Annotated in this window: 15 protein-coding genes; 12 read left to right on the top strand and 3 right to left on the bottom strand. The window is 63.3% G+C overall.

Annotated elements, in window-relative coordinates; genetic code table 11:
• Positions 1 to 24: 24 nt before the first annotated feature.
• Positions 25 to 1,134, bottom strand: coding sequence for a PDZ domain-containing protein (locus ACHFFR_RS06140; protein WP_394263386.1), 1,110 nt, complete (start codon positions 1,132 to 1,134; stop codon positions 25 to 27).
• Between the two features lie 190 nt (positions 1,135 to 1,324).
• On the opposite strand from ACHFFR_RS06140, the gene ACHFFR_RS06145 reads away from it, so the two are divergent.
• Together ACHFFR_RS06145 and ACHFFR_RS06150 are read left to right on the top strand one after the other, a co-directional pair.
• Complete coding sequence (locus tag ACHFFR_RS06145; protein WP_394263387.1) at positions 1,325 to 2,821, top strand: zinc-dependent metalloprotease; 1,497 nt, start codon at positions 1,325 to 1,327, stop codon at positions 2,819 to 2,821.
• 57 nt (positions 2,822 to 2,878) lie between these two features.
• The gene (locus ACHFFR_RS06150) at positions 2,879 to 3,859 is read left to right on the top strand and encodes a hypothetical protein (protein WP_394263388.1); all 981 of its coding nucleotides are present in this window, start codon (positions 2,879 to 2,881) and stop codon (positions 3,857 to 3,859) included.
• Here ACHFFR_RS06150 and ACHFFR_RS06155 read toward each other — a convergent pair.
• On the bottom strand, positions 3,856 to 5,847 hold the full coding sequence (locus tag ACHFFR_RS06155; protein ID WP_394263389.1) for an ATP-dependent helicase: 1,992 nt from the start codon (positions 5,845 to 5,847) through the stop codon (positions 3,856 to 3,858). The genes ACHFFR_RS06150 and ACHFFR_RS06155 overlap by 4 nt on opposite strands.
• A complete protein-coding gene (gene nudC, locus ACHFFR_RS06160; protein WP_394263390.1) occupies positions 5,848 to 6,750 on the bottom strand; it encodes an NAD(+) diphosphatase in 903 nt (300 codons plus the stop codon).
• Between the two features lie 100 nt (positions 6,751 to 6,850).
• Here nudC and glgX point away from each other — a divergent pair, with 100 nt between their 5' ends.
• From glgX to ACHFFR_RS06210, 10 genes are all read left to right on the top strand, one after another.
• Positions 6,851 to 9,055: a glycogen debranching protein GlgX gene (gene glgX, locus ACHFFR_RS06165; RefSeq protein ID WP_394263391.1), complete on the top strand. Its 2,205-nt coding sequence runs from the start codon at positions 6,851 to 6,853 to the stop codon at positions 9,053 to 9,055.
• 74 nt (positions 9,056 to 9,129) lie between these two features.
• Positions 9,130 to 10,221, top strand: a complete 1,092-nt coding sequence (gene trpS / locus ACHFFR_RS06170) for a tryptophan--tRNA ligase (protein ID WP_394263392.1) — start codon at positions 9,130 to 9,132, stop codon at positions 10,219 to 10,221.
• Between the two features lie 86 nt (positions 10,222 to 10,307).
• Complete coding sequence (locus ACHFFR_RS06175; protein WP_394263400.1) at positions 10,308 to 12,701, top strand: glycogen/starch/alpha-glucan phosphorylase; 2,394 nt, start codon at positions 10,308 to 10,310, stop codon at positions 12,699 to 12,701.
• A gap of 249 nt (positions 12,702 to 12,950) precedes the next feature.
• Complete coding sequence (locus ACHFFR_RS06180) at positions 12,951 to 15,302, top strand: maltotransferase domain-containing protein (protein WP_394263393.1); 2,352 nt, start codon at positions 12,951 to 12,953, stop codon at positions 15,300 to 15,302.
• Positions 15,302 to 17,104, top strand: coding sequence for a maltose alpha-D-glucosyltransferase (treS, locus tag ACHFFR_RS06185; protein ID WP_394263394.1), 1,803 nt, complete (start codon positions 15,302 to 15,304; stop codon positions 17,102 to 17,104). Before ACHFFR_RS06180 ends, treS begins: the two co-directional genes overlap by 1 nt.
• Positions 17,101 to 18,441, top strand: a complete 1,341-nt coding sequence (locus ACHFFR_RS06190) for a hypothetical protein (RefSeq protein ID WP_394263395.1) — start codon at positions 17,101 to 17,103, stop codon at positions 18,439 to 18,441. The genes treS and ACHFFR_RS06190 overlap by 4 nt, the downstream gene beginning before the upstream one ends.
• Before the next feature lie 60 nt (positions 18,442 to 18,501).
• On the top strand, positions 18,502 to 20,685 hold the full coding sequence (gene glgB / locus ACHFFR_RS06195; protein WP_394263396.1) for a 1,4-alpha-glucan branching protein GlgB: 2,184 nt from the start codon (positions 18,502 to 18,504) through the stop codon (positions 20,683 to 20,685).
• A 464-nt stretch (positions 20,686 to 21,149) separates the two neighbouring features.
• Positions 21,150 to 22,166, top strand: coding sequence for a methylenetetrahydrofolate reductase (locus tag ACHFFR_RS06200; protein WP_394263397.1), 1,017 nt, complete (start codon positions 21,150 to 21,152; stop codon positions 22,164 to 22,166).
• A 120-nt stretch (positions 22,167 to 22,286) separates the two neighbouring features.
• Positions 22,287 to 24,572 carry a 5-methyltetrahydropteroyltriglutamate--homocysteine S-methyltransferase gene (gene metE / locus ACHFFR_RS06205; RefSeq protein ID WP_394263398.1) on the top strand — a complete coding sequence of 762 codons (2,286 nt, stop codon included), beginning with the start codon at positions 22,287 to 22,289 and terminating at the stop codon, positions 24,570 to 24,572.
• A 69-nt stretch (positions 24,573 to 24,641) separates the two neighbouring features.
• A complete protein-coding gene (locus ACHFFR_RS06210; RefSeq protein WP_394263399.1) occupies positions 24,642 to 25,379 on the top strand; it encodes a cyclase family protein in 738 nt (245 codons plus the stop codon).
• Positions 25,380 to 25,435: the final 56 nt, after the last annotated feature.

Consider the following 25,435-nt stretch of genomic DNA (forward strand, 5'->3'; position numbering starts at 1 on the left):
TTTGTAGTCCGAGTAGTCCACACCCTAAGAAGTGGATTCGACGTCCGCGCAGGGCGTGAGCGACGAGGTGTCCCCTGACTCGACTGCTTCGACGACGGCGATTGCTTCGTCGATCGTCCGCACCGACCAAATATTGAGCCCGTCGGGTTCGAATCCGATCGTCTCAGGACAGTTCGGAGCTGGTGCAATGAAGTCGGTTGCTCCGGCGTCGCGAGCGCCGTTGATCTTGTGGCGAATGCCCCCGATGGGATCGATCTCGCCGTCCCAGGCGATGGCGCCCGTACCCGCAATGGTCGCGTCGCCACCCAGCGATCCCTTAGTGATCGCGTCGTAAATCGCCAGCGTAAACATACCGCCAGCCGACGGCCCGCCAATACCCTCCACCACGTAATCGACATCGGCAGGAAGAACGACGTCGGTCACTTCGACGAACACGCCAAGCATCGAACCTGGGTGGATCCAGCCGGTGCCATCAGGTTCGAAGCCCCGGGTCGTCATATCGAGCGTCTGATCCTCACCATCGCGATCGATCTTCAAGGTGATGTCCGATCCGGCGGGAGTGGCGTCAAGGACGCCCGACAGGTCCATAAAGGTCCTAATCGTCACGAAGCCCTTGGTGCCATCGGTGCCGATTTCCTTCAGGACATCGCCTTCCTCAAGAACGCCAAACGCGGGTGCCTCCGCGGGCACCCCGGCAATCTTGAGCGTCATGGAGACCTCCATACCCGCGGTTTCGAAGGCAACGGCCGAGGCGGTGTCCTGTGAGAAATCCATGAGGGTTTGGTTGCGTTCTCGGATCTGATCAGACGTGACTTCCGCCGGGTACAGTGCACGGACCGGCACAAGTTGAAGGTTGCGACTCACAAGCGCGCCCACTGCCACGACGCCTGGCACACCGTGGTCGGCGTTGCCCGTTGCGGTCACGGTCGTCATGAGGAAGTCGGTGTCTGACTCGTAGGTGTCGGTGCCCGATACCTTGAGGATGTCCGTGCCGTTAATTTCGCCTGTCACGTCCAAGACTGGGCCTGGACTTTGCACAACGTAGGACGTCGGCATCGCGATACCGACGAGAAGGAGAAGCGCGTACATCGCGCCAGCAATCATCCTTCGTGAGGGGCGTCGTGCAATCCGCATGGGAGTCCATCCAATGTTGGTAAGAGCCGGTTCCGCGATCGTCGCCAGGTCCGGTCGAGTCCACCAGTATCCATCAGCGCCTGGCAATTTTCCGGGTTGCCAAGCTCATTTACGCGTCGGGCGCACCGCCGTTCTTTGTCAGGCGGGACCTCGCCCACTACTCTGGGTAGATAGCCGAGGAGGAAATCTTATGAGCAACAGTGATCATAACGGGCAAGGCACACCAGATGACAACTGGGAAGACATGCTCCGTGCGATTTTCGGACCCGATGGGGCCGAGCAGATCATTGAGCGCATGAAGGCGGAGGGCCAAGACCCGGACGCCGCAATGTCGCAGATGTTCGACCCCGCGAACATTGCGATGGTGACCCAGCAGATTCAAGCGATGCTCGGATCGTCTGGTGAAGGTCCCGTGAATTGGCAACTCGCTGAGCGGGTAGCCCGCGAAACGGTAACCCGAAGCAACGCGGATCGGTTAACTGCAGACAAGGCTGACCACACGCGCTCCTCCATGCGCACAGCTTCCCTGTGGCTGGATGCGGCCACCGAGTTCGATCCGGCGACGGGCCCAAACATGGCGCTCACCCGCCTCGACTGGATCGCTCACTCGCTTGGCACCTTCCGCAAACTTATTGATCCCATCGGTGCGAACGTTTCGCGCGCGTTCTCAGACGCGTTCTCCGCGCAAACCGAACATCTGCCTCCGCAGATGGCTGGGATGTTCGGTGATCCAACCATGTTCATCTCGAAGATGATCGCCTCGGTGCTGGGCGTGCAGTACGGCGGCGCTCTCGCAGAGCTCGCCATGAAGTCATTTGGTTCCACCGATACGGGCGTGCCACTACTTGAGGGGTCGTCCTCGATCCTCGTGCCGTGGAACATTGACGAGTTCGCAAAGGGTCTTGAGATTTCGCACGAAGAGGTCCTTCTTTATGTCGCCGTTCGCGAGGCTGCCGCAGCGCGCCTCTACACGCGCGTACCGTGGCTGCGCCCGCGCGTTCTCGACACCATCTCCGAAATCGCGTCCGGCATTGACATCGATATGGAGTCAATCGAGGAGCAGGTGCGCGGCATGGCCATCGATCCGACGAACATGGATCCCACCAACATGCCCCAGATCGACATGTCGAACATTTTCGTTCTCGAACTTTCCGGAGCTCAGGAAGACGCGGTTGAACGCCTCCAGCATCTGCTCTCACTTATCGAGGGCTGGGTATCTGAGGTCGCCGCACGTGCCGTGCTTCCCCACCTACCGAATGCCGTTCCGATGCGTGAACTCTTTACACGCCGTTATGCCACCGACAATCCGGCCAAATCCGTGTGGGAGGCACTCCTCGGTATCGAACTCGCGGCACGGCGCCAACGTGAGGCGGCCACATTTTGGCAACTCGCAGAGTCGAAGAAGGGCATGAAGGATCGCGACGCGATGTGGTCCCATCCCGATCTCCTGCCCACGGCAGATGCGCTCGACAATCCCGAGTCGTTCTTCGACGGCGAGCAACAAGACATCGATGCCGAACTCGATTCCTTCCTCGAGGGCCTATTCGGCGATTCCGAGCAGGGATCGGCTCCCCACGAGGCTGCCTTCGGCGACGACGGCGCCAGTCAGAACAGTGCCGACGACGACAGTGCCGACGACGATAGTGCCGACGACGATAGCGCAGCCGAGGATCCCCGCCACGACTAAATCCACAGGCGTGAATAGCTAGCGCCCGAGGCTTGCCCGTGCGGTTACTCTCGCGGCATGCAATTAACCACGGGAGTCTTCTGGACTGACACTCGCGAGGCACAGGTTGGCCTCGATCCACGCGTGGGCGTGAGCTTGGAGGGGCTGGATCTCAAGGAGCTCCAGCTCGTTGATTCACTGACGCGTCCGCATACCGACGCCGAGTTGTCTGCCCGCGCCCAAGCCGCCGGCATCTCCCCACACAGGTTACGCACGATTTTGGCCATGTTGACTCGGGCTGGCGTGCTCGATCCCGAGCCCTCCCCACTCCCCGATGCCATCGCCTCCCGGCGCATCCACGGCACCGTACCCAACCGGATGGGCCACCACGTCCACATTCACCGCGCGGATTATCTGGGCGCCGGCATCGCGATCGCGCTCGCCCGGTGTGGGGTCGGGCGGATTACGACGAACGACGACGCCGTCGTCACCTTTAACGACCATCCCGCGATGCGTCGCATGGGCGTGGGCGTGGACCGCCGGGCCGCCCTCAAAACTCTCATCAGGCAGGAAAATCCGCACGTGTTCGCGGGCACCCGAACCTCGAGCCCGCCCGATCTCACGATCGTGACCGGCACTTTTGCCACCGACCCGGTGACCGTGGGCCAATACGCCGCCGAGCAGGTTCCCGTGTATCAGGCGTGGATCGAAGAGGTGGACATCTATGCGGGCCCGCTGACGATTCCACACAGGACGGCGTGCGCGAACTGCCTCATGCTCCATCGAAAGAGCCTCGACCCGAATTGGCCCTCCCTCATTCAGCAAGCCTGCGCCACGCCCGCGCTCCTGCCCGATACCGGTGCGGCCATGCTGGCCATGAGCCTCGCGGTGCGAGACATCATCGAGGCACTCGATACCGATCGGGTGCCGCACATGTGGCGGATCGGCCCGGCTCCACTAGCGCCCGAGCCGATCGTCCTCCAACCTCACCCGGAGTGCGGCTGTGCGAGACTGGTGGGCGTCGATGACCTCGCCGATCCTCCGGCTCGCATTCACTAGCGGCCGTAGCCGACCGGCTTGCCGTTGACGATCGTGAGGATCTCAAGCCCGTAGTCGGTCAGTTTGCGCGTCCCAATACCACGCACCCGGCCAAGTTCGGCGAGGTCGCGAGGTTTCTTCTCGGCGATTTCGCGCAGGGTGACGTCATGGAGGATAACGTGCGCGGGCCTGCCGGTGGCCTGCGACTTTTCGAGGCGCCAAGTGCGCAGCTCTTCAAAAAGAGGCACATCGTTGGGGTTGTCTTTGGCCCAGTTATTCTTGGCGTCCCGAGAGCGCCGCCGCGATCGCGTGGTGCGCGATTCAGGCACGGGCCAGTGTTCGTCGAGGAACCGGCTCAGCTTGCGGTTTGCTCGCCCGCGATTGCCCGTAGCGTACGAAAGGAAGAGGTCCTCGCGCGCCCGGGTGATTCCCACGTAGAGGAGCCGGCGCTCCTCGGCGAGGTCATCGGAGGTCTTTGCATGGGAGATGGGCATGAGGCCTTCGCTCATCCCCACGAGGAAAACAGCGCTCCACTCCAAGCCCTTCGCGGCGTGGAGAGAGGACAGCGTCACCGCGTTCGTGGTGGGCTCGTTGCCCAGCTCGGCCCGCTCCTCAAGCTCGGCCACGAACTCGGATATCGATGCTTTGCGCTTGTCCCACACGTCCTGGGCAAGTTTGAGGATCGCCCTGAGTGATTCCCAGCGTTCCTTCGCGGCTCCGGCTTCGGGAGCCTCGGGCCGCCACCCCATCACTCGCAGCGTGTCCTCAACCATCTCCGGAAGATCGTCGCGCTGCGGCCCGCGGGCCACGGCACGCAGAGCAACCATCGCGTCGCGAACCTCGCGCCTGTTAAAGAACCGCTCAGATTCCTTGACCTCGAAGGCGATCCCCGCCTGAGCGAGCGCGGTCTCAAACTCCACCGACTGGGCATTAATGCGGTACAGGATGGCGATCTCGGACAGCGGCATGCCGGACTCGCGCAGGCTCAAAATCTTTCCGGCGACGTTGGCCGCCTCATCGGCGTCGTCGGCGTACTCATCGAAGTGCACGGGACGCCCGGACTTCATGGCGGAGACGAGCTCGACGGACGCCGGGGAACGGATGGGCTCAATCATCGCGTTCGCGAGCTCAACGATCTGCGGGGTTGAGCGGTAGTCGCGGTTGAGTTTGACCGTGCGGGCCCGCGGGTAGTCCTTCGTGAAGTCCTCGAGGTAGCGGGCCGAAGCGCCGGTAAACGAGTAGATCGTCTGCGAGACGTCACCGACGACGCAGAGGTCTCGCCTATCCCCCAGCCACAGTTGGAGGAGGCGGTGCTGCATGGGCGAGACGTCCTGGTATTCGTCGACGACGAAGTGCTTGTACTGCTGGCGAATCCGGTTCGCGATGTCCGGGCGGTCGCGCATGATACCGATGAGGATGATGATGACGTCTTCGAAGTCGATGACGGCGCGCTCAGCCTTGACCTCCTCGTATGCCTTGATGAGGCTCGCGATCTCGGCGTGCGAATAGTCGGCCACGTGCGGGCGGCCCTCGGCCTCGGCGCGCTTGACGTACTCGTCGGGCGCGATCAGCGAGACCTTCGACCATTCGATCTCAGCGGCCAGATCGCGCACGGAGATCCGATCCACGGCCATCCCCAAGCTCGCCGCCGCCTGGGAGACGAGGGGCATCTTCGATTCGCGGATCTCTGGCACAAACCCGCCGATTGCGTTCGGCCAAAAGTACCGCAGCTGGCTCAGCGCGGCTGAATGGAACGTCCGTGCCTGAACGTTACCCACCCCAAGATCACGGAGCCGCGAGCGCATCTCGCTCGCCGCCTTGGCGGTGAACGTGACGGCAAGGATATTGCGCGGGTCGTGCTGGCCAGAGCGAACGGCATAGGCGATGCGGTAGGTGATGGCACGGGTCTTGCCCGTGCCGGCGCCCGCGAGGACGGCCATCGGCCCGTTCACATTCGCGGCCACCTCGCGCTGGCGTTCGTCTAGGTGCTCAAGAAGTTCGTCTGCCACTTAACCCTCGCTTACCGGTCCGCCGAACCAGTCCTCGATGAGCGCGCGGGCCACCGAGGTCAGCCCGGGAAGGTGGTGTGGATCGTCGTCGTAGAGTGCCTTGACCTCGGCGCGGGTGAACCAGCGCGCGTCGACCACCTCGACGCCGTCGACCTCAATTGGCTGGTCCTCGTGGGCGAGATACCCGTGGAAGCCCACCATGAGGGAGCGCGGGAAGGGCCAGGGCTGGGAGCCAAAATACTCCAGGCGCCCAACCTCAATGTTGACCTCCTCGCGCACCTCCCTGCGCACGGCGTCCTCGAGGGTCTCCCCGGCCTCGACGAATCCTGCGAGGGTCGAGTACCGGCCCTCGGGCCATGCGCGATTGCGGCCGAGCAATATCCGCCCCTGCGCATCGTGGATTGCCATGATGACGGCCGGGTCCATGCGCGGGTACACCATGTGGTTGTTATCGCAACGCTGCTCCCAGCCGGAGGCAACGAGCTCGGTGGGCGCGCCGCACGTTGGGCAGTACTTGGAGCGGGTTTGCCAGTTGACGAGCGCGATCGCGCTCATCGCGAGGCTTGCCTCCATCTCGGACAGGAGCGGACCCAAGCCGTAGAAGCCTTCGAAGGCGACGGCGGCGAGCTCGGCCTGCCATTCGTCGTCGACGCTCACGTGCGCGACGTCCACCGCGAAGTAGGGCACATTGTCATATTTGCCCAGATACGAAATAGGTGACTCGCCGAGCAGGTGGACGGAGTCGCGATCCCACAGCGCGAGGGCGCCATCGGCCGCGGACACGGAATCGCCCCGCACCAGCAAGTAGCGCCCGTCAGGGTTCTCACGTGCGGAAACAGGGTTCAGGCGAGTCGCCGCATCCCTGTCCGGGATCATCCGCGACTCAGAAAGTTTTCCATACATAACTGCTCCTCATGCCTCACCTTACTCAGCATCTCCGACGCAATTGTGGGCGGCGTGGCACGTTTTCCGTATTACCACCTAACCTGCCACAATAGAGGGCGTGAGTACCCTGCAATCCACAACGCAAGTGTCGCGTTACACGGCGCGCGAACCGGAGCCGAGTCTTCCGCTCAGCGGTCCGAGTCGCTTTGGCGCGCACCTGACTGCGCAGGGCGTGAACGTCGCCGTTCTTGCTTCGCACGCCACCGCCGTCGAAATCTGTTTCTTCGATGGATTCGGGTCGCACACATCTGAGCGCCGATACTCCCTCAGCCAGTGCAGGCACGGCGTCTGGGCGGGTCATATCCCTGGCATTCGCGCAGGTCAGGCCTATGGCTATCGCGTCCACGGCCGGTGGGATCCCGACCACGGCTTGCGCCACAACCCCGCCAAGATGCTGCTCGATCCCTACGCTCGCGCCATCACGCGCACTCCCGAGCTGCACCCCGCACTCTTTTCGCACACTGTCGACGCCGATCTGAACCCCGAGCCTGGCCTCAGCGCGGATAACCGCGACTCGGCTGACGTCAACGCACTGGGCGTCATCATCGAGGAACCGGGCACCGTCGAGCACCATCCGTGGATTTCGTGGGACCAGACGGTCATCTACGAAGCGCACGTGGTCGGCCTGACGAAACAGCTTGAGGGAATCCCCCACGAGCTGCGCGGCACGTACGCCGGCGTGGCCCACCCCGTCACGATCCAGCACCTGAAGTCACTCGGCGTCACCGCGATCGAACTCCTGCCCATCCACTCGAAGATGAGCGAGCCGTTCCTGACCATGCAGGGCAAGGAGAACTACTGGGGTTATTCCACCTTGAACTTCTTCGCGCCCGAGCCCTCCTATGCGATGCAGTCCTCGATCGACGCCGGCCCGCAGGCCGTGATCGACGAGGTCAAGGGCATGGTCAAGCTCTTGCACGACGCGGGCATCGAAGTCATCCTCGACGTCGTCTACAACCACACGGCCGAAGCCGGCAACGACGGCCCCACCGTGTCGTTCCGAGGCCTCGACAATTCGATGTACTACCGCCATAGTTCCTCGCGGCCGGGTCAGCTCATCGACACGACCGGCACGGGTAACTCCTTTGACTTCCGCCGCCACCCCGTCATCCAGCTCACGCTCGACTCGATGCGCTACTGGGTGGAACAGATCGGCGTGGACGGCTTCCGCTTCGATCTGGCCGTCACCCTCGCACGCGAGGGCGACTCGTTCAATCACAACCACCCGCTCTACGTGGCGATGGCGACCGACCCGGTCCTGTCTCGCGTCAAGCTCATCAACGAGCCGTGGGATGTGGGCCACGGCGGCTGGCGCACGGGTCAGTTCCCGGCGCCCACCGCGGACTGGAACGACCGCTTCCGCGATACGCTGCGCAGTTTCTGGATTACCGAGCCGGCGTCGATCCTGCACGGCGGGCACGGCGGTGACCAGCGCGATCTCGCCACGCGCCTTGCTGGTTCGGCCGATCTCTTTGGCCACGGGCGCGTGCCCGGCGGGCGCGGGGTGTATGCCACCGTCAACTTCATCACAGCCCACGACGGCTTCACGATGCACGACCTGACGGCCTACAACCACAAGCACAACGAGGCCAACGGCGAGAACAATCGAGACGGCACGGATAACAACAGGTCGTGGAACCACGGAGTCGAGGGCGAGACCACCGACCCCGCGATCCTCGCCGCGCGCCGAGCCTCCATGCGCAACCTCTTCGCATCGCTGATCTTCGCCGGTGGCACGCCGATGATCACGGCGGGCGACGAGATCATGAAGACGCAGGGCGGCAACAACAACGTCTACTGCCAAAACAGCGAGATTTCGTGGCTGGATTGGGATCTCGACGACGATCAGCGCAACATGCGAGACACGGTGGCCTACCTGCTGCGCCTGCGCCGCGACCACCGAGTGTTCCGCCCGAAGAATTTCTACACGGGCGCGATCGCCGAGGGCGATTCGATCATGGACATCGAGTGGCTCGACCACTCCGGCCATCAGATCCCGGACTACAAGTGGTTCGATCCAAACGTCCGCCTTCTCCAAGCGCTGCGCTCCGGATTCGGCCAGGATGCCGACGCGCTCATCGTCATCAACGGCAACACGGACTCGCGCGTCGTCACCCTACCCATCGGCCGCGGCACCCCGTTCAGTCTGGAATGGAGCTCGTGCTGGGAGCAGCCACGCCGATCGACCGAGGTCTACGCGCCGGGAGCCACCACCCGCGTGGCACCGCTGTCCTTTACGCTATTCTTCGCGAACCCGCGCTAAAGCCCAGCTGCAGACGCACTGCGTGGCGCGAGATCAATTTTCGCCACGCTCGATGTGCCCGTTACGATGAGGGCATGACTGACAACACCGCACAACTCGACATCACCGATGCCTCCCTCGAACACGCGCGCCAGACCAGCGCGAAAATCGAGGCGGCCATCGACAAGGATCCATCGGAGTTTCGCGTGCTCACAGGCGCGCGCCCAACCGGCAACCTCCATATCGGGCACTACTTCGGTGCTCTGCGAAACTGGGTCTCGATTCAACAGCGCGGTGTGGATACCTGGCTCCTCATTGCCGACTATCAGGTGATCACGGATCGCGATGACACGGGCCCGCTGAGGGAACGCGTCTACTCGCTGCTCACCGACTACCTCGCGATCGGCATGGATCCGGAGGAGACCACGATCTTCGCGCACTCGCAGGTGCCCGAACTCAACGAGCTGCTTCTCCCGTTCCTCTCGCTCGTCTCCGATGCGGAACTGCGCCGCAACCCGACCGTCAAGGCGGAGCTCGACGCGACCGGCGACCGCCCGATGTCCGGCCTGCTGCTGACCTACCCGGTTCACCAGGCTGCCGATATCCTCTTCTGCAAGGCCAACCTCGTGCCGGTGGGCAAGGATCAGCTCCCCCACCTCGAGCAAACCCGCGTGGTTGCCGACCGCTTCGAGAGCCGCTACGGCCACGCCGGCGCCACGCGCGTCTTCCCGCGTCCGCAGGGCCTGCTGTCCGAAGCCGAGAACGTCCTTGGCCTTGATGGCACGAAGATGAGTAAGTCAAAGGGCAACACGATCGAGCTCGGCATGAGCGCCGACGAGACGGCCAAGCTCATCAAGCGCGCCGTCACGGATTCAGATCGCCACATCACGTACGACCCCGAGAACCGTCCCGAGGTATCGAACCTCCTCCTGCTCGCCGCGCTTGCAAGCGGGCGCGATCCACGCGAGATCGCCACCGAGATCGGCGACGGCGGAGGTGGCACCCTGAAGGCCGTCGTCACCGAGGCAATCAACGAACATCTTGCACCGGTGCGCCAGCGCAGGGCGGAGCTTGCAAATGATCAGGCCTACCTCGAGTCGGTTCTCAACCGCGGAAACCAGCGCGCTCGCGAGCGGGCAGTTCAAACGCTGGATGAAGTGCACGCGGCTCTGGGGATGGTGTACTAACCACTTTCTTACATTGGCATGAGCCAAATTTGGCGGGACGTTTAAACGGGCTATCCTTAGAAATGTCCGACATGACCACGGATTTCATGTATCAGCCAAAAGGGGTTTCATTGACTCACGCCGACATCACAACAGCAATCGGGAGCCAAGTTCGTTCGGTTTCCGGTAAGAGAGCACAGTCCGCCACGCTCATGGAGCACTGGCAAGGAACAGCTTCCGCCGTCGTCGACGCCATTGCAGAAAACTGGCAAAAGACGGAAGAGCGATATAACGCAAGCCGGATGCAACACTACTTCTCTGCGGAATTCCTCATGGGCCGCGCACTGCTCAACAATCTGAACAATCTGGGCAAGATCGAAGAAACCCGCGCCGCTCTGGCCGAGTACGGCCAGAACCTGTCCGATGTTCTCGAGGCTGAGCATGACGCCGCGTTGGGTAACGGCGGTCTTGGCCGCCTCGCCGCGTGCTTCCTTGACTCGTCCGCGACCCAGGACCTGCCGGTGCGCGGGTATGGCATCCTCTACCGCTACGGCCTGTTCAAGCAGTTCTTCGAGAACGGCTTCCAGGGCGAGAAGCCCGATCCGTGGATGGAAGAGGGCTACCCCTTCGTCATTCGCCGCGAAGAAGAGGAAGTGCTCGTCAACTACGCCGATCTCAAGGTTCGCGCGATTCCTTACGACATGCCGATCACCGGCTACGGCACCGACAACGTCGGCACGCTGCGCCTGTGGAAGGCAGAGCCGATGGACGAGTTCGACTACAGCGCCTTTAATTCGCAGGACTTCACCGGCGCGATCGTCGAGCGCGAGCGCGTGGCCGATATTTCGCGAGTTCTCTACCCGAATGACTCCTCGTTCGAGGGCAAGATTCTGCGCGTGCGCCAGCAGTACTTCTTCGTCTCGGCCTCGCTCCAGCAGATCGTCGCCAATGAGCTCGACCAGCGCGGCGAGCTTGACGGCTTCGACGCGTTCAACTCGATCCAGCTCAACGATACGCACCCGGTTCTCGCGATTCCGGAACTCATGCGTATCCTGCTCGACGAGTACGAGTTCGCGTGGGAGGACGCGTGGAAGATCGTTCAGGGCACCTTCGCCTACACGAACCACACGGTCCTGGCCGAGGCACTGGAGACGTGGGAGATCCCGATCTTTGAGCGCCTCTTCCCGCGCATCCTTGAGATCGTGCGCGAGATCGACCGCCGCTTCCGCAAGGAAATGGCAGACAACGGCATGGACGCCGCCAAGATCGACTACCTCGCACCCGTATCGGGCAACCGCGTTCACATGGCATGGATCGCCTGCTACGCCGCATACTCGATCAACGGCGTGGCCGCCCTGCACACGGAGATCCTCAAGGCTGACACGCTCAATGACTGGTACACGATGTGGCCGGAGAAGTTCAACAACAAGACCAACGGCGTGACCCCGCGCCGCTGGCTCGACCAGTGCAACCCGCGCCTGTCCGCACTTTTGACCGAGCTCATGGGCTCGGACGAGTGGGTGCGCGATCTTGACAAGCTCAAGGATCTCGAGGGCTACCTCAACGACACGTCGGTTCTCGATCGCGTCAACGAGATCAAGCACGCGAACAAGGTGGACTTCGCCGAGTGGATCAAGAACCGTCAGGGTATTGAGATCGATCCGAACGCCATCTTCGACACGCAGATCAAGCGCCTGCACGAGTACAAGCGTCAGCTACTCAACGCGCTGTACATCCTCGACCTCTACTTCCAGATTAAGGATGACCCGTCGATCGAGGTCCCGCCTCGGGTCTTCATCTTCGGCGCGAAGGCAGCTCCGGGCTACGTCCGCGCAAAGGCGATCATCAAGCTGATTAACACGATCGGCGACATGGTCAACGAGGACGAGGACGTGAACGGCCGCCTCAAGGTCGTGTTCGTGGAGAACTACAACGTCTCCCCGGCCGAGCACATCATCCCGGCAACCGACGTCTCCGAGCAGATTTCCACTGCAGGTAAGGAAGCATCGGGCACCGGCAACATGAAGTTCATGATGAATGGTGCGCTCACGCTGGGCACGATGGACGGCGCCAATGTGGAGATCGTTGATTCGGTCGGCCACGATAACGCCTACATCTTCGGCGCCGAGGAAGACGAGCTTCCCGAGCTGCGCAAGACGTACGATCCGCGCCGCACCGCAGCCGAGACTCCCGGACTCCAGCGCGTCATCGACGCCCTAGTTGATGGGACTCTCGACGACGGCGGTACCGGGCTCTTCCACGATCTGCACCATTCGCTGATGGTTGGTGACTGGGGCGGCGCTGATGAGTACTACGTGCTCGGCGACTTCGCCGCGTACCGCGAGACACGCGACAAGATGGCTGCCGACTACTACGCCGACCGGCGCCACTGGGCGTCGATGGTGTGGAAGAACATCATCGAGTCCGGCCGCTTCTCCTCCGACCGCACGATTCGCGACTACGCGAACGAGGTGTGGAAGATCGAGCCGCAGAAGATCTAATTCGCGATATAGGCCACGGCCTTAGCGACTGTAAACACGGTGGGCCTGAAGTTTAGGCCCACCGTGTTGTCGTAGCGGCGTTTGTTCATCGAGTGCGTGTAACCGGCCGGGCGGGTGCCTGTGATAGGCCGGGGCGCGCGGCGGGTCGCGCCATTTCAGGTGCCAGACGCGCACGTCAAGTTCCAATCAGCGATTTCGTGCTGGGTGAAGACGGCGATAATACGGATATTTTCCACTAAGATCGGTAGCGTGACTACCAACGCTGAATTCCCCAAGTCAGGCGCTTCTGGCGCAAAGTCCACGAGCTCACGCGCGACGTCCGGATCCGCCAAGCCGGCCCCGTCCAAGTCGACACCGGCGAAGCCGGCCGCCAAGAAGCCAGCTGCCAAGAAGCCGGTCGCTAAGAAGCCAGCCGTGAAGACTCCGGAGGCGCAGGCACCCGCAGCTCAGGCACCCGCAGCTCCGTCACCGGCAGCACAGTCACCGGCCAAGCCAGAGGCAAAGAAGCCGGCGCCTCAGCCCACGCAGGCGACTCAGGCTCCGTCTGAGCCGACTCCCCCGGGGTTCACCGGTGATGTTGCGACGCCCGAACCCGCACCGTTCGCACCCGTAGGCCGCATTCCGATCGTCAACGTCCAGCCCGTTATCCAAAACGGCGCATGGCCGGCCAAGGGCACCGAGCATGAGGCGTTCCCCGTCACAGCGACAGTCTTCCGCGAGGGTCACGACCAGTTCGGCGCCGCAGCCGTCCTCCTTGATCCCGAGGGCAACGAGGTACAGGAGTCGATTATGTACGACTCCCACCCTGGCCTGGACATCTACAAGGGCTGGCTCACCCCCACCTACCCGGGCAACTGGCGATTCTTCGTGCGCTCGTGGTCGGATCCGCTCGAAACGTGGTTCCACGATTCCAAGCTCAAGCTCGATGCGAATGTGGACGTGGAGCTCGTCTTCCTCGAAGGCACGAAGCTCTTCGAGCGCGCCATGGGCAACATGCCCGAGGGCTCTGATGAGCACGACGTCCTCGATGACGCGATCCAGGTGATGTCCCGCAAGCGCGTCTCCAAGAATCTCAGATTTGCCGCGGCCACGTCCGACGAGGTCCACGCGGCTCTCGCCAAGTACCCACTGCGCGATTCGGTGACCGAATCGGCACGCTACCCCGTCGCCGTCGACCGCGAAAAGGCTCTGGTTGGCTCGTGGTACGAAATCTTCCCGCGTACCGTGGGCTCGTACTACGACAAGGCCGCGAAGAAGTGGGTCTCAGGCACGTTCGAAACTGCCGCTCAGGATCTAGATCGCATTGCCGAGATGGGCTTCGACGTCATCTATCTGACGCCGGTTCACCCGATCGGTGAGACAAACCGGAAGGGCCGCAACAACACCTTGAACCCGAAGCCGGAGGATCCAGGCTCGCCGTACGCTATCGGCTCCGCCGAGGGCGGCCACGACTCGATCCACCCCGACCTCGGTACCTTCGACGATTTCGACAAGTTCGTTGCCCGCGCGAAGGAGCTTGGCATGGAGGTCGCGCTCGACATCGCACTCCAGGCCTCACCGGACCACCCGTGGGTCAAGGAGCACCCCGAATGGTTCACCACCCGCGCAGATGGAACGATCGCTTTCGCGGAGAATCCCCCGAAGAAGTATGAGGATATCTACCCGCTGAACTTCGATAACGATCCCGAGGGCATCTACCAGGAGATCAAGCGCGTGCTCGAGGTGTGGGTCAGCCACGGCGTGACTCTCTTCCGCATCGATAACCCGCACACGAAGGCCCTGCCGTTCTGGCATCGCCTCCTCGCCTACTTCCGCGTCAATCACCCGGATGTCATCTTCCTGTCCGAGGCGTTCACCAAGCCGTCGATGCTTCAGACCCTCGGCGCGATTGGCTTCCACCAGTCCTACAACTACTTCGCGTGGCGCAACGAGAAGAAGGAGATCGAGGAATACCTGGTCGAGCTCGCACACGAGTCGGACTCTCGCGTCCGCCCGGCTTTTTGGCCGACGACGCACGACATCCTCACGCCGTACATGCAGCGCGGCGGCGTGCCCGCCTTCGCGATCCGCGCGGTCCTCGCCGCCACCGGTTCTCCCACGTGGGGAATTTACAATGGTTACGAGCTGGTTGAGAACGTTGCCCGCCCCGGCGCCGAGGAGCAGATCGATAACGAGAAGTACCAGTACAAGGACCGCGATTATTCGGCCGGCGACGCGCTGGGAATCGCGAATCTCTTGGGCAAGCTCAACTACATCCGCTCCCAGCATCTGGCCCTGCGCCGGCTGCGCAACGTGACGATCAATCCGACGAACAATGACAACATCCTGTGCTTCACCAAGGTCACCAAGCCGGAGGAGTCGCCGGATGGTTCTGTGGACATGGTGATCGTCGCGATCAACCTCAATCCCTTCGAGGCGCACTCGGCCACGCTCGAGCTCGACCTGTCCGCGTTCGGAACCTCACCGCGCTGGGATGGCGCCCCCGCGATCGAGGTCAACGACTTGCTCTCCGGAGCCACGTTCCATTGGAACGACCGCCCGTACGTCAGCCTTGACCCCCAGGGTCAGGTCGCCCACATTCTGTCAGTGAAGGTTCTTTAGTGTCCCAATCTCCTCACGCCCTCCCCCAGCCCGCCACCGCAACGGATCAGGGCCATCGCCCCGGCCTGAGCAATGACCCGGACTGGTTCAAGACGGCCGTCTTCTACGAGGTCCTTCTGCGAGCCTTCGGCGATTCCTCGGGCACGGGTCAGGGAGACCTCCGCGGCCTCATCGACCATTTGGATTACCTGCAGTGGCTAGGTATCGACTGCCTGTGGATTCCGCCGTTCTACCCCTCGCCCAAGCGCGACGGCGGCTATGACGTGTCGAACTTTACGGCGATTTCCTCCGAGTACGGCACGCTCGATGAGTTCGCCGAGCTCATCGAGGAAGCCCACGCGCGCGGGATCAGGATCATCATCGACCTCGTGGTCAACCACACCTCCGATCAGCATCCGTGGTTCCAGTCCTCGAGGTCGAATCCAGACGGCCCGTTTGGAGATTTCTACGTATGGCGCGACGACGACACCGAGTATTCGGACGCGCGCATCATCTTCATTGACACCGAGGCGTCGAACTGGACGTTCGATCCGGTGCGCCGCCAGTACTTCTGGCACCGTTTCTTCTCCCACCAGCCCGATCTCAATTACGAGAACCCGAAGGTGCAGGAGGCGGTCAAGGACGTCGTGCGTTTTTGGGCCAAGCTCGGCATTGATGGCTTCCGCCTCGACGCCGTCCCCTACCTGTTCGAGGAAGAGGGCACCAACTGCGAGAACCTCCCGCGCACCCACCAGTATTTGGCGGATCTGCGCGCGATGCTCGACGAGGAGTTCCCCGGCAAGATCATGCTCGCCGAGGCGAACCAGTGGCCAGAGGACGTCGTCGAGTACTTCGGCACGGAGGAACAGCCCGAGTGCCAAATGTGCTTCCACTTCCCCGTCATGCCGCGTATTTTCTACGCGCTTCGCGACCAGCGCGCGACGGCGATCCGCGACATCCTCAACGCGACGCCCGATATTCCGGCCGGCACGCAGTGGGGCACGTTCCTGCGTAACCACGACGAGCTCACGCTCGAGATGGTCTCCACGGAGGAGCGCGCGAAAATGTATGGCTGGTACGCGGAGGACCCGCGCATGCGTGCGAACGTCGGCATTCGTCGTCGTCTTGCGCCACTGCTTGGCAACTCGCGCGCGGAAATCGAGCTCGCGAACGCACTCCTGCTCTCGCTGCCCGGCTCGCCGTGCCTGTACTACGGCGACGAGCTCGGCATGGGCGATAACATCTGGCTCTCGGATCGCGATTCGGTGCGCACACCCATGCAGTGGACCCCGGACCGCAACGCCGGCTTCTCCACAGCCGATCCGGGCAAGCTCTACCTCCCGGTCGTCCAGTCGCTCGTCTATCACTACCAGGCGATTAACGTGGAAGCGCAACTGGCCCAGCCGTCGTCGTTGCTCCACTGGACCCGCGGAATCCTCTCGGTTCGCCGCAAGTACCCCGTGCTCGGCAACGGTGATTTCCGCCTGCGCGAAGCTAACAACGAGGCGGTGCTCGCGTTCACGCGGCAAAACGCCGATCAGGTGATGCTGTGCGTGATGAACTTGGCGAACACGCCGCGTGCCGCCGAGATCGCCATCCCCGATTTTGCTGGCTGGGAGGCCACGGACGTCTTTGGCGGCGCGGGCTTCCCGCAGGTTGGCGACGACGGCACGTACGGCCTGACGCTCGGCGCCCGCGACTTCTTCTGGCTCGGCCTCACGCGCCCGGGCGCACAAGATCCCGCGCCCGTGGAGGGAATTGAAGCGGCCGAGGATGAAGATATCGTCCCGCCGCCCACGAGGTCAGGAATGGTGACCGCATGAACTGGACTACCTCACCCACCGAGCTCGCGGCGGCAACGCGCGAGTGGATCACGGGGGCGCGCTGGTTTACTGGCGATGCCTCAGCGGACGTGACGTTCACGCATGCAAACCCGATCGAGTCCAGCGAGAACGTCTCGACCGTGCTGTTCCTCGTTCGCTCGGGCGAGCTCACATTTTCCGTGCCGCTCACGTTCCGCGAGGGCCCGGATCCGCGCGAGAACACGTCCGTGGAGCCTATCGGGACGATCGGCGACGTGTGGATCTGGGACGCGAGCGACGACGTCGATGGCCAGCGCGCCCTGCTGAGCCTGCTCACGGCGGAGAGGGCCGACGACGCCGGAGCGCTCAGGCTCACATCCAATCCCGTGCGCGGGCAATTCCCGGCGATCTCAAGCTCGCACCGGTTGACCTCGGAGCAGTCGAACACGTCGATCATTTATCGGTTTGTGGATCCCGACGCCGAGGGCTCGGCGGGGATCATCCTCAAGGTGTTCCGCGTCCTGAGCGACGGGGCCAATCCCGACGTCGAACTTCAGCAGGCTCTCGACGCCGCCGGGTCGCGGGCGGTCCCGCGTCAGTACGGCTCCGTGCGCGGCGCGTGGGATGGCGGCCAGACCGACGTGCTCGTCGCACAGGAATTCTTGGTCGGAGCATCGGACGCGTGGCAGGTCATCACCAGCGAACTCACTGCGGGAAACCTCGACGTCACCAGCGATATTCGAGACCTCGGGGCGCTGACCGCCGAGATTCACCGCGAGCTGGCCAACGCCTTCGACACGGTGGAGGCGACGGACGAGGCGCGCGACGATCTGGTCACCCAGTGGCTTGAGCGAGCCGACCGGGCCGTCTCCGATGCGCCGCAGCTCGGTGACCACCGCGAGGCGATCGCGGCCGTATTCGACCGCGCCGCCGAGGTGCAGTGGCCCGCGCTCCAGCGCGTGCACGGTGATTACCACCTCGGCCAAGTCCTGCACGTGCCAGACCGCGGCTGGGTGGCCCTCGACTTCGAGGGAGAACCGCTGCGGCCGCTCGCTCAGCGCGTCCAGCCTGACCTCGCACTGCGCGACGTCGCCGGCATGCTCCGCTCGTTTGACTACGCCGCCGGATCCGCGATCCTTGCGGGCGGGGACGAGCAGGCGCTGACGGACTGGACGGCGCAGGCCCAGGTCGCCTTCATGGACGGTTACGGCGAACTGACAGAGTCCGAGACCGTGGTCCTCGACGCGCTGATCCTCGACAAGGCCCTGTACGAAGTGTCATATGAGACAGCGAGCCGACCCGACTGGGTAGACATCCCACTGCGGGGAGCACTTCGTTTTCTTGAACGCTCGCACTGACAAATCAACGTAGACTGAAGCCATCATCTGCTGGCGCCCAATCCCAGAAGGAAGTGTGACATGACCGCACAGCCTGCACCCCTATCCGTGAACCACGACGTGCTCGATGCCGTCTCGAACGGGCATCACCACTCGCCCCACGACGTGCTCGGCCCACATACCAACGGTGAGAACGTGACGATTCGTGTGAGCCGCCAGTTGGCTGACACCGTCACCATCGTGACCCCCGATGCCGAGTACCCCGCAGAGCATGAGTGGAATGGCATCTGGGTGGCAGTGCTCGACAGCGCCGAGATCCCCACGTATCAGGTGCGCGCCTCGTACGGAGATTTTGAGGCGACGACGGACGACGGCTACCGCTTCCTGCCCACCATCGGCGAGGTCGATCGGTACCTGTTCTCAGAAGGCCGCCACGAGGAGCTGTGGAAGGTCCTCGGTGCGCATCTGCAGGAGTACGACACCCCGATGGGAACCGTGCGCGGCACGAGCTTCTCGGTGTGGGCGCCGAACGCTCGCGCAGTTCGCGTGATCGGTGACTTCAACTCGTGGAGCGGCATCGCCTCCTCCATGCGCACCATGGGAACCACCGGAATCTGGGAGGTCTTCATCCCGGGCGCCGAGGACGGCCAGCGCTACAAGTTTGAGATTCAGTATGCCGATGGCTCGTGGCATCAGAAGGCTGACCCGATGGCTCGCCGAACCGAAGTCCCGCCGTCGACTGCCTCGATCATCACCAAGTCTCAATTCGAGTGGGACGACGCCGAATGGATGGAACAGCGCGCCCAGATCGATCCCCACCAGGGCCCGATCTCGGTATACGAGGTTCATCTCGGTTCGTGGCGTCAGGGTCTTGATTACCGGACGGCTGCCGAGCAGCTCATCGGACACGTCAAGTATCTGGGCTTCACGCACGTCGAGTTCATGCCGCTCGCGGAGCACCCGTTTGGCCCATCATGGGGCTACCAGGTGACGTCCTACTACGCGCCCACCGCGCGCTTTGGCCACCCGGATGATCTTAAGTACCTCATCGCCGAGCTCCACAAGGCCGGCATTGGAGTCATCATGGACTGGGTGCCCGCACACTTCCCCAAGGACGAGTGGGCACTGGCCAAGTTCGATGGCACGCCGCTGTACGAGGACCCGAACCCGATGCGAGGCGAACAGCCCGATTGGGGCACGCTGGTGTTCAACTTCGGGCGCCGCGAGGTGCGCAACTTCCTCGTGGCCAACGCGCTGTACTGGATGGAAGAGTTCCACATCGACGCCATACGAGTCGACGCCGTGGCATCCATTCTCTACCTCGACTACTCGCGCGAAGAGGGCCAGTGGCAGCCAAATGTGTACGGCGGCCGCGAGAACCTCGAGGCGATCTCCTTCATCCAGGAAACAAACGCTACCGCGTACCGCAACCATCCGGGCATCATGATGATCGCCGAGGAATCCACCTCGTGGGGCGGCGTCACTGCAATGACGGAGCAGGGCGGCCTCGGCTACGGCCTGAAGTGGAACATGGGCTGGATGAACGACACCCTGCACTACATGCAGGAAAAGCCCGTCAACCGCAAGTGGCACCACGGCGAGCTCACGTTCTCCCTCGTCTACGCGTTCTCCGAGCAGTTCATTCTCCCGCTCTCCCACGACGAGGTCGTGCACGGCAAGGGCTCGCTGTACTCGAAGATGCCCGGTGATCACTGGCAAAAGCTCGCGGGCATCCGACTGCTGTTCGCCTACCAGTGGTCGCATCCGGGCAAGCAGCTCATCTTCATGGGCCAAGAGTTTGCGCAGATCGACGAGTGGAACTCGGGCCGCAGCCTCGACTGGTGGCTCACGGACAACCCGGGCCACGACGGCGTGATGACCTGCGTGAAGCGCCTCAACGAGATCTACGCCGAGCACCCGGCGCTGTGGTCGGATGACCACACGAACAACGGTTTCGAGTGGATCGAGGTCAACGATTCCGACCACAACGTTCTCGCATACCTGCGCAAGTCCTCGGACGGCGAGGATCTGGTGGCTGCAATCTGCAACTTCTCGGGCGTCCCGCACAACGACTACCGCGTGGGTCTTCCGCACGGTGGTGTCTGGGAGGAGATCCTCAACACCGACGCCGTCGAGTACGGCGGGTCGGGCGTAGGAAACCTTGGTGCTGTCGAGGCTGAAGAAGTGGGCTGGTCTGGCCGCTCGCACTCCGCGATCGTGCAGTTGCCACCCTATGGCGTTGTGTATCTGACTCCGCAAAAGTAATCGGCACGTGAGTGCTTGGGGAATTGGTTCCACACTCGGGCGGTCAGGCTTGATCCCTCGTATGGAACCAATTCCCCCACCTTTTTCGAGGCCTACACCGCTTTCGCGTAGCATCATTTCCTCACGGGTTTTCTTCGAGCGCTCAGCCGAGCTTGTCCCTGACGTAGAGACATTCCCCCACCGATTCATCAACATCCGAGGCGGGACCAACGTCCAATAGGCGAGACGTGTGTCCAAAACTTTTGTTTGACGTCAAAACTTTATGTATCTTAGCCACATGAACATTTACGTGTACGCAAACGCCCAGTCCGTCATGGCTGCCCGTTTCGCTGCGCGAATGCGCGTGTGCTAGGTTTTTGCGCACGTTGGGCGCGCAGCCGCCTGTAGCACTCCTCCAAACAAGCGACTCCTCGCAGATCGAGGCCGTTTGAGCCCACATCCTTCGAAGTTTTCCCAGGATGATTATGGCTACCTTCTCGTCACCTGTATCCGATATCGGCAACGACGCCGGCACAACCACCTCCGACGCCTCCCCGGCGAGCTTTGGCTGGTTCCCCGACACCGAATCGCGCCAGCTCCCCACTCACATCACCACATCGTTTGAGGTGATGCCGCCGCGTAACCCGCAGGCAGCCCCGAAGTTCTGGACGACGGTCAAGAAGCTCGTCGACGCGCGGCCGAATTTCATCTCGGTCACCTACGGCGCGGCTGGGCAAGACCGGCGCGGTGCACGCGCGGTCACCGAAATCCTCGCCCGGCACGTACCCACCCCACCGATCGCGCACTTAACCTGCGTGGGAACGTCCATCGAGGAGATCACGCAGATCGTCACCGACTACCTCGCCTCTGGCGTGCGTACGTTCCTCGCCCTGCGCGGGGACCCGCCCGTCAATCGCCCCGATTGGAGTCCGGCCGATGACGCCCTCGTGCGAGCCACGGACCTGATCCGGCTGATCCGCGAGGTGGATTACAAGCGGGCCGCGCGCTCGTCGTCGTTGGCACTACAAAGCGCACTCCAGCCGATCCGCATCGGTGTGGCGACGTTCCCCACGGGCAATCCGGCGGCGGGTACGACTCCCGAGGATGAGGTCGAGCGGCTCGTGCACAAGCAAGTGGCCGGCGCGGACTTCGCCATCAGCCAGTTCGCGTGGCATGCCAGCGACTTCACCCGCTTCGTTGACCTTGCGCGGGCCGCGGGGGTCACCATCCCGATCGTCCCGGGCATTTTGCCGCCGGTCGAGACCCGCCGCGTGCTGCGCACGCAAAAACTGACCGGCGTCGTCGCTTCCCCTGACGTCCTCAACGCGCTCGAGAACGCACGCTCCCCTCGCGAGCAGGAGCAGATCGGAATCCAGATTGCGGCGGACATCGCGCTCGAGCTCTTAGACGGCGGCGCGCCCGGCATTCACCTATATACGTTCAATAAGGCGGACCCAGCGCTGGCCGTCATGGCCGCCGTCGCGAAGGAGCATCATGCCTAGCCATCGATCACTGCGCACCAAGCGAATGCGCCGCTGGGATCCGCTTGCGGCGCGGCTCCCAGGTTTGCATCCGCACCCCAGAACTCAACAGATTATTAGTAACTTTCAAAGGACTTCTCCATGACCACGAACCTTCCCTCCACCATTCTTGGCTATCCGCGCATCGGGGCGAATCGCGAGCTCAAACGGGCGCTCGAATCGTACTGGGCCGGAAAGATCTCGGCAGACGATTTCCTCGCCGCCGCGAAGGGCCTGCGCCTTGCCAACTACGCCCGGCTCACTGAGCTTGGCCTGACCGAGCCGGCCGCGATTCCAGATTCGCACACCTTCTACGATCAGGTGCTCGATGCGGCGTTCCTCGTCGGCGCGATTCCCGAGCGCTTCGCGGACCTCGACGGCCTCGACGCGTACTTCGCCGTGGCCCGCGGTGATGCCACCCATCCGGCCAACGAAATGACCAAGTGGTTCGACACGAACTACCACTACATCGTCCCCGAAATCGACTCGGCCACCGAGTTCGCCTACACGGACACGCAGATCGTGGACCGCTACACTGAGGCCGCCGAGGCGGGCTACACGGTGCGGCCCGTCGTGGTCGGCCCGGTCACCTTGTTGGCGCTTGCCAAGGGCACGGCGGCCGAGCCGGACTTCGATCCGCTGACGCGCCTCGACGACGTCCTACCGGCCTACGCGGCGCTTCTTGCCGAGCTTCACGGTGCGGGTGCGCCGTGGGTGCAGTTCGACGAGCCCGCCCTCGCCACTGACAACCTGCCGGCCGACCGCGCCACCCTCATCGAGCAGGCCTCCCGGGTCTACGCCGAGCTCGCGGCGCTCGAGGATCGCCCTCAGCTCTTCCTCGCCGTGCCTTACGGTGATTCGTCTCAGGCATTCGACTCGCTCGTTGCCACCGGCGTCGAGGCCATCGGCGTAGATCTCGATCGCGGAACCCTCCCCGAGGGCGCCCGCGCCGAGGGCGTGACCATCGCGGCCGGCGTCGTGGATGGACGCAACATTTGGCGCACGGATCTGCAGGATGCTGTGCGAAAACTCGATTCGGCACGTGAGAGCGGCGCGCGCGTGGTAGCGAGCACGACGACGTCGTTGCAGCACGTCCCGCACACCCTCGACGGGGAGACGTGGGACGAGCCGCTGAACACGAACCTGCACACATGGCTGGCGTTCGCGGACGAGAAGGTCACGGAGATCGCCACCCTCGATCGTGGCCTGACCGACGGGTGGGAGGCCATCGAAGCCGACATCGCGGCCTCGACCGAGGCGATCACGCAGCGCGCCGAGACTGAGGGCGTCACTGTGGCGAGCGTTCGCGAGCGCACGGCCGCCCTGACCGACGCCGACCGCAGGCGTGGCGATGCGGCCCAGCGCCGTGAGGTCCAGCACGAGAAGCTTCAGCTCCCAGATCTTCCGACCACGACCATCGGATCCTTCCCGCAGCGCAGCGAGCTGCGCGTGGCGCGCGCTCAGCGGCGCTCGGGCGAGCTCGATGAGGCGGGCTACCGCGAAGTGCTGAAGAACGAGATCAAGCACGTCATTGACCTCCAAGAGGAGATTGGCCTGGACGTGCTCGTCCACGGCGAAGCCGAGCGCAACGACATGGTCCAGTACTTCGCCGAGCTCCTCGAGGGCTTCGCGGTGACGCACAATGGCTGGGTGCAGTCCTACGGATCGCGCTGTACGCGGCCATCGATCCTGTGGGGCGACGTGCAGCGCACGCAGTCCCTGGGTGGCGAGTGGATCGAGTACGCGCAGTCGCTGACGGATAAGCCCGTCAAGGGAATGCTCACGGGCCCGGTGACGATCATCGCGTGGTCGTTCCCGCGCCGGGATATCCCGCTTGCCGAGGTTGCGGACCAGCTGGCGCTGGCTCTGCGCGACGAGGTGGCGGATCTCGAGGCGAAGGGCACCTCGGTGATCCAGGTGGACGAGCCCGCACTGCGCGAGCTGCTGCCCTTGGACGCGGACAAGCACGAGGACTACCTCGAGTGGTCGGTGGGCGCGTTCCGTCTGGCGACGTCCGGCGTGCGCGAGGATACGCAGATCCACACCCACCTGTGCTATTCGGAGTTCAACCAAATCATCGACGCGATCGCGGGCCTCGATGCCGACGTGACCTCGGTGGAGGCGGCGCGCTCTCGCATGGAGCTGCTCGAGTCCGTTGAGGGAGCATTCTCCAACGACATCGGCCCGGGCGTGTGGGATATCCACTCGCCGCGCGTGCCGACCACACCGGAGCTCGTGGACCTCATCGGCGCGGCTCTGGAGAACGTGCCGGCTCGCCAGCTCTGGGTGAATCCGGACTGCGGCCTCAAGACCCGCGCTTACAAGGAGACCGAGCAGTCCCTTCGCAACTTGGTTGAGGCGACGACGACGGTGCGCGCTGGGCTCTAAAGCTCGGCTCCGCTGACATCGCCGCAATTGGTATTCGACGAACAGTATTTAATAAACAGGAGAACTGACATGTCACTATGGGAACTTCACAAGAACGTCACGCGCGTGGACCTCACGCACGAGATTGACGACAACTCGCCGTACTGGGGCGGAATGCCCGAAGGAGCGATCGAACTCAACACGACGATCCTCGACTTCGATTCCCCGTACAACCTGCGCATCCAGCGCCAGACCTTCCCCGGGCAGTTCGGTACGCATATCGACTTCCCCGGCCACTTCCACCCAGATGGCGCGCTGGCCAAGGACTTCGGCATTGACTACGCCGTGCTGCCGCTCGTCATCCTCGATAAGCACGCCGAGGTGGCCAAGAACGTGGACTACGCGGTCAGCGTTGCGGACATCGAAGCCTATGAGGCCGAGTATGGACCGATTCCGGCTGGCGCTTTCGTGGCCTTCCGCAGCGACTGGCACAAGAGGTGGCCCGACGGCGCCGCCCTTGCCAACGCCGATGAGTCAGGTGCGCTGCACTCTCCCGGGTGGTCGAAGGAAGCCGTGAGCGCGCTACACGAGCGCGGCGTGGTGGGCATCGGGCACGAGACCCTCGACACCGACCCGGCCGTCGATTGCGCGGCCGCCGGCGATCTGGCCATTGAGCGCCATACCCTCGAGCTCGGGCTTATCCAGCTGGAGCTGCTGGCAAACCTCGATCAGGTCCCGGTTCACGGCGCGCTAATCTCGATCGGCTGGGCGAAGATCGCCGAGGCGAACGGCCTGCCCGTGCGCGCGTGGGCGACATTCGAGAAGTAACCACTGGCTGGCCGTTGGCCAGCGATCCACATAAAAGGTCCCGCCTGGCGTTACGC

This window comes from Trueperella sp., from assembly GCF_043424875.1.
GTDB lineage: Bacteria > Actinomycetota > Actinomycetes > Actinomycetales > Actinomycetaceae > Trueperella.